Origin of the sequence: Halobacillus salinus (assembly GCF_004684905.1) — a bacterium.
In the GTDB taxonomy this organism is placed as follows: Bacteria; Bacillota; Bacilli; order Bacillales; family Halobacillaceae; genus Halobacillus; species Halobacillus salinus.
Genome location: NZ_SRJC01000003.1, coordinates 269,987 through 284,315 on the forward strand (window position 1 = coordinate 269,987; position 14,329 = coordinate 284,315).

The 14,329-nt window shown below is 45.7% G+C and carries 15 protein-coding genes; 7 read left to right on the top strand and 8 right to left on the bottom strand.

Features of this window, described 5'->3' with window-relative positions; genetic code table 11:
• Positions 1–41: 41 nt before the first annotated feature.
• The 3 genes from E4663_RS13820 (at position 42) to E4663_RS19815 (ending at position 2,800) form a co-directional block, all read left to right on the top strand.
• Positions 42–1,709 carry a DUF2207 domain-containing protein gene (locus E4663_RS13820; RefSeq protein WP_135328045.1) on the top strand — a complete coding sequence of 556 codons (1,668 nt, stop codon included), beginning with the start codon at positions 42–44 and terminating at the stop codon, positions 1,707–1,709.
• A 156-nt stretch (positions 1,710–1,865) separates the two neighbouring features.
• On the top strand, positions 1,866–2,546 hold the full coding sequence (locus tag E4663_RS13825; RefSeq protein ID WP_241657203.1) for a DUF421 domain-containing protein: 681 nt from the start codon (positions 1,866–1,868) through the stop codon (positions 2,544–2,546).
• 113 nt (positions 2,547–2,659) lie between these two features.
• Entirely contained in the window at positions 2,660–2,800 is a 141-nt protein-coding gene (locus E4663_RS19815) for a hypothetical protein (RefSeq protein ID WP_158290499.1), read from the top strand.
• A 57-nt stretch (positions 2,801–2,857) separates the two neighbouring features.
• On the opposite strand, the gene E4663_RS13830 is transcribed toward E4663_RS19815, so the two are convergent.
• Positions 2,858–3,622: an SDR family NAD(P)-dependent oxidoreductase gene (locus E4663_RS13830; protein WP_135328046.1), complete on the bottom strand. Its 765-nt coding sequence runs from the start codon at positions 3,620–3,622 to the stop codon at positions 2,858–2,860.
• A gap of 92 nt (positions 3,623–3,714) precedes the next feature.
• Between E4663_RS13830 and E4663_RS13835 the strand changes: the two genes are divergently transcribed.
• The 3 genes from E4663_RS13835 (at position 3,715) to E4663_RS13845 (ending at position 5,939) form a co-directional block, all read left to right on the top strand.
• Entirely contained in the window at positions 3,715–4,086 is a 372-nt protein-coding gene (locus E4663_RS13835) for a MerR family transcriptional regulator (protein ID WP_135328047.1), read from the top strand.
• Between the two features lie 38 nt (positions 4,087–4,124).
• Positions 4,125–4,961: a YitT family protein gene (locus E4663_RS13840; RefSeq protein WP_135328048.1), complete on the top strand. Its 837-nt coding sequence runs from the start codon at positions 4,125–4,127 to the stop codon at positions 4,959–4,961.
• Between the two features lie 123 nt (positions 4,962–5,084).
• Positions 5,085–5,939, top strand: a complete 855-nt coding sequence (locus tag E4663_RS13845) for a dimethylarginine dimethylaminohydrolase family protein (RefSeq protein ID WP_241657204.1) — start codon at positions 5,085–5,087, stop codon at positions 5,937–5,939.
• Between the two features lie 74 nt (positions 5,940–6,013).
• On the opposite strand, the gene E4663_RS13850 is transcribed toward E4663_RS13845, so the two are convergent.
• A complete protein-coding gene (locus tag E4663_RS13850) occupies positions 6,014–6,829 on the bottom strand; it encodes an alpha/beta fold hydrolase (RefSeq protein WP_158290500.1) in 816 nt (271 codons plus the stop codon).
• 127 nt (positions 6,830–6,956) lie between these two features.
• Positions 6,957–7,769 carry a transposase gene (locus E4663_RS13855; protein WP_135328050.1) on the bottom strand — a complete coding sequence of 271 codons (813 nt, stop codon included), beginning with the start codon at positions 7,767–7,769 and terminating at the stop codon, positions 6,957–6,959.
• 264 nt (positions 7,770–8,033) lie between these two features.
• Here E4663_RS13855 and E4663_RS13860 point away from each other — a divergent pair, with 264 nt between their 5' ends.
• Positions 8,034–8,477, top strand: a complete 444-nt coding sequence (locus E4663_RS13860) for a hypothetical protein (RefSeq protein WP_135328051.1) — start codon at positions 8,034–8,036, stop codon at positions 8,475–8,477.
• A gap of 98 nt (positions 8,478–8,575) precedes the next feature.
• On the opposite strand, the gene E4663_RS13865 is transcribed toward E4663_RS13860, so the two are convergent.
• From E4663_RS13865 to E4663_RS13885, 5 genes are all read right to left on the bottom strand, one after another.
• Positions 8,576–10,003 carry an alanine/glycine:cation symporter family protein gene (locus tag E4663_RS13865; protein ID WP_135328052.1) on the bottom strand — a complete coding sequence of 476 codons (1,428 nt, stop codon included), beginning with the start codon at positions 10,001–10,003 and terminating at the stop codon, positions 8,576–8,578.
• 252 nt (positions 10,004–10,255) lie between these two features.
• A complete protein-coding gene (galE, locus tag E4663_RS13870; protein WP_135328053.1) occupies positions 10,256–11,275 on the bottom strand; it encodes a UDP-glucose 4-epimerase GalE in 1,020 nt (339 codons plus the stop codon).
• Between the two features lie 234 nt (positions 11,276–11,509).
• Entirely contained in the window at positions 11,510–12,511 is a 1,002-nt protein-coding gene (locus E4663_RS13875) for a LacI family DNA-binding transcriptional regulator (protein WP_135328054.1), read from the bottom strand.
• A 51-nt stretch (positions 12,512–12,562) separates the two neighbouring features.
• Positions 12,563–13,339 carry a carbohydrate ABC transporter permease gene (locus E4663_RS13880; RefSeq protein ID WP_421803827.1) on the bottom strand — a complete coding sequence of 259 codons (777 nt, stop codon included), beginning with the start codon at positions 13,337–13,339 and terminating at the stop codon, positions 12,563–12,565.
• Between the two features lie 72 nt (positions 13,340–13,411).
• Entirely contained in the window at positions 13,412–14,296 is an 885-nt protein-coding gene (locus tag E4663_RS13885) for a carbohydrate ABC transporter permease (RefSeq protein WP_079478105.1), read from the bottom strand.
• Between the last annotated feature and the right edge of the window lie 33 nt (positions 14,297–14,329).

Here is a 14,329-nt window from a genome sequence, read left to right on the forward strand (position 1 = left end):
TTTTTCAACCGTATATGTAGTTAGAAAGAAGGGAGATACCTATGATCAAACGACAAGTTTCAGCTATTATAATGGTTCTTGCTGTAATACTTTTTCCTACCCAAGTGTTTGCCGTCGAATTCGATATTGAAAAGTCGACAATAGAAGCGAACCTTCAAGAAAACGCAGCTGTAGAAGTGACCGAACAGCATACATACACATTCGAAGGAGAATTCAACGGCATCACACGGGCACTTTTCCCGAAAGAAGGAACCTCGATTCAGGACGTTCATGCTACGGAGAACGGCAAGAATCTTGAGATAGGACAGGATGACAATACGTATAAAGTGTACCGCCCAGGTGAGGATGAGACGTTCACCATCACATTGACCTACACGATTGAGAACGGGGCCGATGTGTACAACGATGTCGCTGAATTTTACTGGCCGTTTTTCGATCAACGTAATGAGTCGACGTTCGAGGATTTGACGATTACGGTCACACCACCTGAACCGGCGACTGATCCCATCGCTTTCGGGTACGATCAGGCATATGGGACAGAGTCGATCAATGATCAGGGATCGGTCACTTTTTCCTTGGGAGAAGTATCAGGTGGCAGCAACGGTGATGTCAGAGTCGCTTATGACGCCTCTCTTTTCCCAGCTGCGGATGTGGCAGCGGACAAGGACATGCGCCAAGACATTCTAGAAGCGAAGCAATCATTGGAAAACGAGGCGACCGCTTTGGCGAAACGGAAGAAGTTTATGAATACCATCGCGCCTTACGTACTCGGCGCTTTCTTGGTTGTTGGGGTAGGTTTGATGATCCACAGGCTCCGTAAACGGCGCGAGACAGAGCACGAACTGGATCGCCAAGCTGCCAGCACCTCCCCTTTTCCAAAGGATGCAATGAGTCTTCCGGGGATGGTCTCGTTCATGAATCACGGCGTCCTTTCGACCAATGCCATGACGGCGAGCTTGCTTGATTTGGTACGAAAAGGGCTGGTCGAACAAGTGTCGGAAAAAGAGTTCCGGCTGCTGCACCGGAGAACGGACTATAAGCACGAAGACATTTTGATCGAGTGGCTTTTTGACGAAATTGCGGACGGTCGCGAGCTCGATCTCGAAGACCTTAAAGACTACGCGGCGAATAAGAAAAAACGAGACGTATACCAACGATTTTATGAGCGGTGGAAATACGCGGTGCAGGAAGAGGTGCGCCGCATGCCTTTAAGAGACGAAGGCGGGAAAGTGTGGAGAACCGTTTCCGGGATTGCAGCTTTTGCAATGGTACCATTTGCGATCATTTTTCCTATAAGTGATCTATTCGGCTGGATGTTCGCTTCTATTGCGTTACTGGTCTTCTTCCTCTTGTTCAGCATCTTTTATCGTCCACTTTCTGTGGAAGGGTTGAGGATTCATAATCAACTAGCGCCATTGAAGTGGAGTGAGAAATGGAAAGATTGGGAGCATGACGACCAAATTCCTGCCATGCTATTTCAGGTTGCGATGGGACGACGGGACAACATGTTGAAAGAACAAATGCCAAACTCATGGAGACCTGCTACGAGCCAAAGTGACTGGATCGTCTACTTGGCACTAGCTTCTTTATTACAGGAAGACTTTGAAACAGCCAATACCTCGGCAGCTGTCGCAGGAGCTGGCATTACCTCTTCGGGAAACAGCGCAGGCGGTGTCGGCGGAGGCGGCGGTGGAGCAGGCGGATTTTAATTGATTAAGTGGGGACAGGGAATCTGTCCCTTTTTTTCATGGGCAAACGCATAGAAGAGTGGGACAAACTCCCTGTCCCCTGCAAGCTTTTCAGGTGCTCTGTACATACTAACGGGGAAAGGGGTGAGTGGGATCGAAACATTTCTTTTTCCTGTTTTGCGGACGATTTCGAGTTTTATTATTTTGCTGATTGTGACTTTGATCATTGGTAAACACATCAATTCTCATAAAACGCACTACAGCTTCGCCCTCTCCATCACTATCGGGTCGATCATTGCCAATATGGCCTTCGATTCAGCGATTCCATTTATTCAAATATTGGTATCATTCCTGACGATTGTCCTTATGTTTTATTTATTCTTATTTCTATCGGCCAAGAGTAGAAAGATTCGTAAATGGTTCTCAGGGCGCCCTACTGTTTTGATTGAAGACGGAAAAATCCTCGAGCACAATATGAAAAAGCTGAAGTTTTCGCTAGACGATTTGGATCAACACTTGCGCGAGCTTGGAGAGTTCGATTTCAACGAACTCGACTATGTATTATTGGAAGTAAGCGGACAATTATCCATCCAGAAGAAAGACCGCTTTCAACCCGTTACCAAACAAGATCTTCACCTTCCATCGAAAAACATCAGCATCCCACGTGAACTGATCATGGATGGGCGGATCGTTGAGAAAAATGTGAATGAAACCTATACGAAAGCTTGGATCACCCAGCAATGCCGGTCACGGAATCTAGAAATCAAAGACGTCTTCTATGCCGTCATCAATAGCTCCGGTACCCTGTTCATCGACCAATACAAAGACAACCTCCAATCTCCATCGGACGTGGAATGATGGATGGATAGACCAGGGACAGGCACCTCGTCCCACTTGGGACGAGGTGCCTGTCCCCACGGATGAATTTCTTCAAACTATAGCACACTAATGAGGAAAGGATGGTGAGCATCATGACGAAGCGTAAAGCTCAACGCGATGCGGCGTTAACAAGCAATAACACTCCGACAGAAAGCCTACCGCATCAAAACGATACCGGGAAGCGTACGAATAAGAACCGTCCTCATCAAGGACCGGGTGCGAACACAAAATAATTCTTCCACCATAAGAAAGCCCAGACCTACTAAGTGGTCTGGGCTTTGTTGTATATTTTAATCTTCGCTGAACGAACGCTCTACATACGGATAAACCGGGTCTTTCAGATGGAATTCATATGTCTCTCCATCCACGATACCAAGCACTTTCTCGCTATCATACAAATCCAACAAGAAATGCGCCATTTCTTTTGCTGTATGGTATTTTGCTACGTTTCCTTCATATTCTACGTCTTCGACATCAAGTGAGCGCTTCATGAATTCTGTTTCGGTCGCAGCTGGCGCCAAGACTTTCGCTCTCATTTGAGCCCCTTTGTTTTGCAGCTCTTGGGCAAGTCCCTCCGTAAAGGCACTTACGTAAAACTTCGTCGAGCAGTAAGTGACCGCTCCACCGACGATGTTGTAACCTCCTGCTGATGAGATATTCAACAGCTGCGTGCCCTCTTTCTTTTCATAATCGCGAACGAATAGAGTGGAGAGGACCGTCAGTGCTTCCACATTCAAGCGAAGCATCTTCTGGATTTTACCAAGATCCTGCTCAGCGACAGGGTCGAAGTTTCCGAACCCGGCATTATTGACGAACGTCTCTAATTCATACGAACTTAGATCATCGTATAGCGCTTGTACGTTCTCACTGACCGTCAAATCAGTCGGACGAACGACAACATCCACGTCGTGATCTTTTTGAATGGTACTTTTCAGATCGTTCAATTGCTCCTCGCGTCGCGCTACAAGAATCAAGTCCTTTCCTCTTGATGCAAAAGCGATCGCCGCTTCATATCCGATTCCTGAACTTGCTCCTGTAATGACTGTATAACCCATGAATGCTTCTCCTCCTTGTTATATGTTACGATACAAGCATACTTGTTAAAGTGCACTTCAAGTCAAGCGATTATAAGTAAGGAGAGCCGATTATGTACACCATTACCGAAGTTGCAAGAAAGCTTGGAATCAAGCCACATACGCTCCGCTACTATGAGAGAGAAGGCATCATAGAGTCTGAACGAACAGATTCCGGTGTCCGCCGCTACACCGAACAACACATCCAGTGGCTCCGGTTCGTCGTAAAACTGCGGGAAACACACATGCCCGTCTCCGTCATCAAACAATACGTCGACTATTACAAACAAGGGGACCACACAGCCCCCGAGCGACTAAAACTCATCGAAGAGCATCTAACCGCCATCCACAAACAAATCGAAGAACTCCAAGAAACAGAAATCATGCTAAAACACAAAGTGAGTACCTATAAAGACATGATGGGGACAGGGACACTGTCCCACTGATGGGACGAGGTCCCTGTCCCCAGAGAGGAGGTCGGTTTATGAATAAGAGAACCTGGATCGATCTGATTTGGCTCGTTCTCGGATCGTTCATCTTCGCAATGGGAGTGAACTACTTCGCCATTCCTAACCGCCTTTCAGAAGGTGGCATCATCGGAATTACCATCGTCACCTACTACCTGTTCGAATGGTCACCTGGTGTCGTCAACTTCATCTTGAACTCAACACTCTTAGCGATCGGGTATAAATTTTTCACAAAACGCATGACAATCTATACGATTATTTCGATTTTCCTTTCTTCCCTCTTCCTTCATATTTCCGTCGGATGGGGAGAGAATTTGAATGGCGATTCGTTGCTCGCTGCCCTCTTTGCAGGTCTATCTGTCGGTGCCGGCATCGGGCTGATTTTCAAAGCAGGGGGAACATCAGGCGGCAGCACGATTATCGCTAGATTGCTGAACCAATTCCTTGGCTGGAGTGTCGGAAAAGCGATGCTCATCATGGACATCATCGTCATCGCCGGTTCTGCATTTGTCATCGGAAAAGAAAGAGCGATGTACACGCTCGTTGCCATTTATATCGGGGCGAAGGTAATCGACGCCATCATCGAAGGCGCCGAAGAAAGAAGTGCGGTCATGATTATCTCCGACCAACACGAGAAAATCCTTGAAACCGTCACCCGGAAAATGTACCGAGGCGTCACGGTGCTGGAAGCAAAAGGCGGCTACACGCACGAAGACAAAAACGTACTATACCTCGTCATCCATAAACGAGAGATCGTACAACTGAAGAAATATATCGAAGACATCGATCCAGACACCTACATCACCACCCACCGCGTCCAAGAAATCTTCCGCCAAGGCTATAAAGGCAGTTAGGGGACAGGGACTTTGTCCCGCGAGAGGGACAAGGTCCCTGTCCCCTCTTAGTTTAAACTCACAACAAACGGGGAATATTAAAACATTATCTAACTCTTATCCACTATACAGGAGGGTTTCATTTTGAAAGATGCGATCGAACGGAAGACGATTCACTGTACGTCAGAATATGGCACGCTAAAGAGTGTGATCGTAGCCCCTCCAACTTTTATGCGGATTGAAAGCATCATGAATGAAACCCAGAAACATTTCAAAAACGAGAACATCGACCAACAGCGAGCAACCGAACAGCACAATATCTTCACAGAAACACTACAGAAAAACGGAGCAGAAGTCATTGAGCTACCCGCTAATCCGGAATTGAATGAGCAGGTCTTCACGCGAGATATCGGTTTCACGATTGACGACCTGTTATTCATCGGAGCGATGGACGAACCATTACGCAAACAAGAACCTTTGTTATTAAAAGCTTGGTGTGAAGACTACGGAATTCCTTTTCACGAATCTGAGAACGGTTCTATCGAGGGCGGGGACGTGCTTCTAGATGGTGAGAGAGTGTGGATCGGGGTAAGCAGCAGGACTACGGAACAAGCGATTGACGCCCTTCGAAGCGAGCTTCCTGATAAGCAAATCGAAGGAATCAGCTTGAGGGATGGCGTTCTCCACTTGGACTGCGCACTGAATATACTGAGTGATTCATGGGCGCTCATTTATCCACCTGCGTTTTCAACAGCCGATATTAAACGGATACAATCTCGTTTCAACTTGATTCCTATGACGAGAGCTGAATATTTCAACCTCGGCCCGAATGTTTTATCGATCGGAAATCAAACCGTCATCAGTCTAAAGCAAAACAAACGGATCAACCAAGAGCTTGCCAATCAAGGCTTCCATGTGATTGGAATCGATTTCAGTGAAATCATCAAATCCGGCGGCTCCTTCCGTTGCTGCTCCCTCCCCTTGCACCGGGGACAATAGGGACAGGCACCTCGTCCCGCCAAACAAAACGAAAGCCAGGCTCTCCGATCAGAGCCTGGCTTCTTTTATTCCTATTACGATTCTTTCATTCTTTCATCTTGGGACAAATACTCCGTCCCTTTGTCCCCATTCATAAACGCCATCGATACTTGATTAAAAGTATCGGAGTCATCTAAATTGACGACGTGGCCGGCGTGGGGCACGATGTGCAACTGGGCGTTGGCTAAACCTGTGGTATCACGGATGACGTCACGTTTGAACATATGGTCGCCTTCTCCCATGATATAGAGCTTCGGGATAGAATTCGCGACGCTCGGAACCTTCGCAAAGGTTACTTTTACATTATGAGCAATGCCATACCATCCCAGGAATTCTTTTCTCTTCATTCTAGAGGCTTCTTTAATGAAAGCATTTCTAGATTCTTTATGGTTCTGCCTTGGCATCAATATCATCGCAAACAAGGCATATAACCAAATATGAGGCGTAAAGTTTTTAATCCATTTACCGATCAGGAAGAAAAACTTCGAAGAAAGACTCATTTTCGTGATCGCACCACCGAGTACTGCCTTTTCGACCCGTTCAGGGGCCATCGACATGATCTGGTGGGTCAAAACAGAGCCGAGAGAAATACCGACAAAGTGAGCTTTATACACTCCAACCTCATCAAGCACATCGATTACGTCCTTCGCCGCGCGACGGAACGAGAAATCCTCTACTTCTTCGACACTCGGGGAGTTTTTATGTCCACGCAAATGGACAACAATTACATTGAACTGTTCCTTGTAGGCTTTAATCTGAGGGAAAAAGATACTGGCACTTCCACCAATACCATGCAGCAAAACAACATTCTCTTTGGCAGGATCTTCACCAAAGACTCTATATTCTAACACGGATGCACCTCTTTCTAGATGGATAACAAAAAGAGAGAATCTATTGAACATCGACACCATTCAACAATTCTCTCGTTTACTAAGATAACACAAACGCTTCCATGGGGACAGGCTCTCTGTCCCTATTTCACCATTTTGACAAAGTTTTGACTGTTCTGAGTTGGGACGAGGTCCCTGTCCCCAAACGTCCCAACCGTCCGATTACGCTTTTGGAGATGCCGGTAACTCTGGAGAGTTGTCTGATCGATACTCCCTTTCGGTTCTTCAGCTCTATTAGTATGGATTCACGCTCTTGTTTGTTCATGTGCTGAAGCTGGCTGTTGTGTTCGATTCCCTTGTCTTTCAAAAAGTCCATAACATCCGAATCTTTGATACGTACAGGCAAGTCGAGGTATTCCTCTTTATCCGATTCGGCCATGTGTACGGCGAATAACTTTCGTGCAGTAGACATATTTGGAGAAAATAAGGTGAGGGCTTTTTCCGTATTGATCAATCCCGCAGTACGGAAGTAATCTTGGTAACTCGTCCACTGCGGAACATCGACACGCTGAACGAGCCCCGCATTCAAAGGGTTTTGATGAATATAACGAAGTACTTTCAGAAAAGAAGTCACGCTTTCTACTGGTTCACTCTTGAACCGGTCTTGAAACAGATGACCACATCGCTCGTGCTTGGCATTGTACCAATAAACGTAACTCGCACACATCCGCATAATGCAGTTGGAAATATCCTTATCCCGCTCTTCCATCAGCAAATGTACATGATTGTCCATCAAACAGTAGCCGTACAACTGGAAGTGTCCAGCTCTCTTCCCCCTTGCCAATGTACTCAAGAATCGTAAACGATCCTCATCATCTTCGAAAATCACTAAATGATTAACTCCGCGCATCATAACATGATACAATCCCTCGCTGCTCTTTCTTCTCGGTCTTCTTGCCATACTCCTACCTCCTTGGGGACCGGGCGTTTGTCCCTTTTCCAATAGTTTAATAGAGGTTCATGAAGCGTTCCATTGATGAAAGGAGCAGTTTCCTCCCACATCCCCTCTACAAACACTCTTTTCCCACTAGGAAATTAAGAAAAATAGAGCCTCTACACACCTTAGAAAATCAAATTTACATATACATAAATCGGGACAAAGTGCCTGTCCCCAACGTCCCAAGTACGTTACAATGTATAAAAAAGGAAGAAGGAGTTGAGGTTGATGGGAGAGGAAAATACAGTTGGTGGTATAGTGAAGCGGAGCGGGCTTGTGTTGATGTTGTTTGGATTTATCCTGGGGTTCGTTATATGGATTATGCCTGAGTTTACATATGAGTTAGGTGCTTTCAAGTGGATTATTGGAACCTTGATGATGATTGGCGGGATTTTCGCTGCCTTGATGTGTTACGGTCTGGCAGAAGGCTTGCGTCTCTTGGAATCCATCCGCAATCAGAACCGAACGGAAGAAGCACAAGACGAAGTGCAACTCGCTCCTACCCTCCCGATTCAGAAAGAAGATCAAGCCGAAATTAATCAATACTTCCACGAAAGAAACAAAAGCGTAGATTCCATCACTCCAACAGAACAAGAAGACGTCTACGTCGTTTACGTCGACGGCGTACAACACATAGTAGAGACCGGCGGATTCACCTTGAAATTTTTATAGGGGACAGGGACCTTGTCCCACCGAATGGGACGAGGTCCCTGTCCCCCACAACTCCCACACAAAGAAAGAGCTTGGCCGCTAAGCCAAGCTCTTTTTCTTTATCCTGCTGCTTCTTGTTTTTCTTCCGTTTCTTCCTCCCAAGCTTCTGCATTATCAATTCCTAGTTTAGAAGGAGAGAATTCAGGGTTCTTCCCTGCTTTTCGCTGCACTTCATAGTCTTTCAAGACACGGAAGGCGACTTTTGCTAACAACCCGATTGCAACCAAGTTGATTACTGTCATCAATGCCATGAACAAGTCGGCCATTTTCCAAACTAAGCTCAAGCTTGAAACAGATCCAATCAATACAAACGCCATTGTTGCAAAACGGAATGCTAGAATACCAGCTTTACTCTGTTTGATGAATTCAATATTCGTTTCTCCGTAATAGTAAGACCCGATGATCGAACTGAAGGCGAATAAGAAGATCGCCAATGAAATGAAGATTCCTGCCCATCCACCAATGTGTGAATCCAGTGAGTTTTGTAGCAACTCGATACCGGATACGTCTCCCGATTGGAATACAGGAGCCAAAAGGATGATGAATGCAGTAGAGGAACATACAAGGATGGTATCAACGAATACACCCAAAGATTGAATCAATCCTTGTTTAGCTGGGTGAGACGTAGTAGAGGTTGCAGCTGCGTTCGGCGCACTACCCATACCTGCTTCGTTTGAGAATAGTCCACGCTTCACACCGTTCATAATAGCTGCACCGATTGCACCGCCGAAAGCTTGCTCTAAGCCGAATGCACTTCCTACAATAACGCCTAGAACAGAAGGCAATTCACTGAAGTTCATCACAAGTACCACAAGTGCAATTGCAATGTACAAGATCGCCATCACTGGCACAATGATACTGGATAAGTTCGCGATTCTATGAACTCCACCGAAAATAACCAAGCCGGTAACAGCTGTAATAATAAGTCCGACCGTCAAACGGTTGATTCCGAATGAGTTTTCGAACGCTAACGCAATCGTATTTGCCTGAACCGAATTAAAAATAAGTCCGAATGTAACAGCGATCAGGATCGCAAATACAATGCCCCATGCTCTCGAATTCAATCCTTTTTCAATGTAATAGGCTGGCCCACCACGGAAAGATTTAGAATCTCGTACCTTATACACCTGCGCAAGCGTACTCTCGATAAAAGCGGTCGCTCCACCAAGCAGCGCAACAATCCACATCCAGAATACCGCACCAGGTCCACCCAACGTGATCGCTACAGCTACCCCGGCAAGGTTCCCTGTCCCGATTCTCGTCGCGGCTCCGATACAAAAAGATTTAAAAGGGGATATATTCTTTTCTCCCTCTTTGTATTCAGGTTTCTCTGTTAGAACTCGAAACATTTCTCCGATAAAGCGGAATTGTACGAACCGGGACGCGATTGTAAAATAAATGCCTAAACCTAATAGTCCCGCAATCAGTACGTAACCCCACAACACACCATTAGCTGAATCAATAATCCCTGACAAAAAACCTTCCATGAATCCATCTCCTTTTTTTCTGAAAAAAATGTGATGTTTATTAGTTTACACGAATAATTATAAATTTCAATATTTTCTGACAAAATAAGTTCGTTTCCATAACATTCCATGTAACGATTATTTACATATATTAGATGGACTGGGAGGGACAGGGACCTCGTCCCACTTAATGGGACAAGCTCCCTGTCCCCAAAAAAAACAAAAAAATCCCGCCTTCCGTTCTAATTAAGAACGAAAAGCGGGATTCTATTATTATTTGCGGTTTTGGGACATCGATTCAGCCCCTACGCTATTTTCATAGTTCCAAGCATCGCGACACATGTCCTGAATACCGCGTTTCGCAACCCAACCAAGCTCCTGTTCAGCCTTGGTTGCATCTGCGTAACATACAGCAATATCCCCTGCACGTCGCCCGACCACTTCATACGGTACCGGGACATCATTCACTTGTTGGAAGGCCTCGACCAGCTGCAAAACGCTGGTTCCTCGACCTGTACCCAAATTGTAAATATGTACCCCATCACTAAGGTTTTCAAGTGCTGCAATATGACCATCTGCCAAATCCATCACATGGATGTAGTCTCTGACACCTGATCCATCCAACGTATCGTAATCGTCACCGAATACATTCAACTTCTCGCGAATACCCTTCGCCACCTGCGTCACATAAGGCATCAAGTTATTCGGAATACCGTTTGGAGACTCCCCGATCAAACCACTCTCATGAGCACCAACCGGATTGAAGTAACGCAGAATCGACACTTCGAAACCAGGGTTCGCTTTAGCGATGTCGATCAAGATCCGCTCACTCATCGCCTTCGTCTCCCCATAAGGATTCGTTGTTGGTAAAAGATCCATACTCTCGATCATCGGAGAAGCGTTTTCTCCATAAACCGTCGCCGAAGAACTGAATACGAATTTTGGAACGTCATACTCTTGGCAAAGTTCCGCTAACGTAATCGTACTAAGCAGGTTGTTGCGATAGTATTTAGAAGGGAGATCCACCGACTCGCCGACTGCCTTATAACCAGCAAAGTGGATAACACCATCAAAAGAATGAGCAGCGAAAATCTCAACTAAAAAACCAGCTTCGGTTACGTCTCCTTCATAAAAGGTGACATTTTTACCTGCTATACTTTCGACTTGATCGACCGTTTCCCGCTTACTATTGCTCAAGTTGTCAACGACCACCACGTCATGTCCCGCTTTAAGCAAGGAAACGCAAGTATGGGAACCGATATATCCAGCTCCGCCTGTAACTAAAACGTTCATCTATCCTCGTCCTCCTCTATTTATACATTCGTCATTTTCCCTTTAACTTCCTCATATTTTACCATATTTCTCTATGAAAATGAGATACAAATACCATTTCTACCAATATTCTTCCTGGGGTCAGGGCATTTGTCCCATTTCCTCGTTCCTTCATCACGAAAATCCTCATCTGGGACAAGGTCCCTGTCCCCAAGCGCACCCCCAGTCCCAAAACAATAAAAAGCTCAGCGACTTTTAATCGCTGAGCTTTTTGTTTTTGACGGATTGCCTGACAATCATTTCGGTTGGCAGGTGAAAAGATCGATCCACTTCTTCCCCCGCAAGCATTTGAAAAATCATGTGGACAGACAACGCACCCGCTTCATACTTCGGCTGCCTTACTGTCGTCAGAGGAGGCGAGACGTATTCTGCTAACTGAATATCATCGAATCCGACGATCGATATGTCCTCTGGCACACGGATTCCTTTTTCATCGAATGCTTGCAAACCACCAATCGCCATTTCATCGTTTGCATAAAACAGTGCATCCGGCAATTTCTGTTGTGCAATGAGCAGCTTCGTCGCCCTGTATCCACCTTCTCGAGTAAAGTCCCCGGTAATTTTCAAACGGGACTGAAACGGAAGGTTATTGTCTTTCAATGCATCCGAAAACCCCTTGAAACGTTCTTCGTTATCGTGCGATTCTGGAGGTCCACTGATATACCCGATTGTTTCATGACCGTTCTGAATCAGGTATTCCGTCACTTCATAGGCGCCTTTCTTGTTATCAACTTCAATATGAATCGCAAATGGATTCTCCACATCCCTATCCAACACCACAATTGGCATGTCCGAGCGCGCCGACTCTTCAATGATGGAAGTGGAAATATTGTTCGCTAGGATAATCGCCCCGTCCGCTCGCTTCTCCCGCAAGAATTTCGTAGCTGTCGATCGCTCTCCGCCTAAGGAACTGCACGCAATCAGGTCATACTGATTACCAGACGCCCCTTCTTGCACTCCTTTAATGAGCTCGGAGAAATATGGACCAGACATATCACTCAAAATCAGCGCAATCGTATTGGTTTTCGTCCGCTTCAAATCCGAAGCGAATCCATTCTTTTGATAGTTCAATTCTTTCGCAGCCTTCAGAACTCGTTCAATCGTAGCCTCACTAACTTTCGTACTTCCGTTCAACGCATAAGAAGCCGTCGATATGGCTACTCCAGCTCTTTTGGCCACATCTTTGATCGTAGCCATATTCGTCCTCCGTTTCCTACTTCTATTGTAACAGGTCGTTTTTCGTATTGCTTATTTCAGCCCTGACATCGTAAACCCTTCCACAATGTACTTTTGGAAGAAGGCGAAAATAATGATGATCGGCACTACCATGAAGGCAGCCCCCGCCATTTGCAAGGCGTAGTTATTTGCATATTGCCCTTGGAGCAGTGACAACCCGACGGATAACGTATACAGACTCTCATCATTCGCAATGATTAAAGGCCATAAGAAGCTGTTCCATCCTGCAATGAACGTCAGAATCCCCTGTACGGCGAAAATCGGTTTAGCAATCGGCATCACCAATCGGAAGAAGATGAAAAATTCTCCCGCTCCGTCGAGCCGCGCCGCTTCAAGCAAATCGTTCGGGATCGTCGTCATGAACTGCCGGAACAAGAAAATACTGAAGGCAACCGCAAGGCCCGGCAAAATGATACCTGCCATTGTATTGGTCAGCCCCATGTAATTCAAAATCAAATATACCGGAATCATCGTAACTTGCCCTGGAATCATCATCGTCGCTAACACAACGTAGAATAGCTTCTCTTTCCCATTAAAATCATACTTTGCAAATCCGTAGCCAGCCATTGCATTGAACAGCAAGCCAAGGAAGGAGAACAAAACGATGATAATCGTATTTCTCAAGTACACAGCAAAGTTCATATTCGTAAACAGATTGATATAGTTTTCGATCGTCGGATTGTCCGGAATGATCGTCGGCGGAATGGCAAGTACTTCACTTTCCGGTTTGAACGAACTAGAAATCATCCAAATGAACGGGATGGAGACGAGTATTCCACCAATCAACATAATGGATAGGACAATCGTTTTTTCTACTTTACTCTTATTCTTTGTCGCAGCCATATGGATATCACCTATTCCTTAGTATTCCGTGTCCGTTTTTCTAAACTTGAACTGAATCATCGTCACTAAAATAATCATCGCAAACAACACGAACGAACCGGCTGCCGCATAACCGAATTCACTGAAGCGGAAACCTTCCTCGTAGATGAATAGCGCAACGGAAATCGTCCCATCTAAAGGACCACCGTCCGTCATGACGAACGGTTCTTCAAAGAATTGCATCCACCCGATCAACGTCGTCACAGTGACAAAGAAGGTCGCATAACGGAGAAGCGGCAACGTAATCTGGAACAATACTTGAAAACGGTTCGCCCCGTCCATTTCAGCAGCTTCATAATACGACTTCGGAATACCTTGCAGCGCTGCAAGGAAGATGATCATATTTATTCCGATTCCTTTCCATACCGCCAATATGATCAAGGAGATCTTGGCGATCGTCGGCTCTTCCAGCCACGGAATATTTTCAACAGAAAGGAAAGAGAGCAAATAGTTGAACAGGCCGTATTCCGTATTGTATAAGTAGCCCCAAATGACCGCCACTGCGATAATGTTCGTAATCGACGGCATGTAGTAGACAGCACGGAACGTATTGAAGATCTTCCCTGTGCCATAGTTCAACAACAACGCGACCGATAAGGAGCAAATGATCACTAACGGCACACCGATGATGACATAGAAAAACGTGTTAAATATCGATTTCAAAAACGTTGAATCAGAAAAGAGTTCCTTATAATTCTCAAGCCCGACAAATCCGATTGCAGACCAATCAGCTAGCCCCTTCAAGTTCATGTCGGTAAAACTGATCACAAAAGCCACGACAATCGGGATCAAACTGAAAAGTGTAAGCAATGCAACGGCTGGTCCGATAAACAGAAAAGGATGACGTTTTTTAAATGGTTTCATGGATTCCCACCTATCTCGACGTGACATGTATAA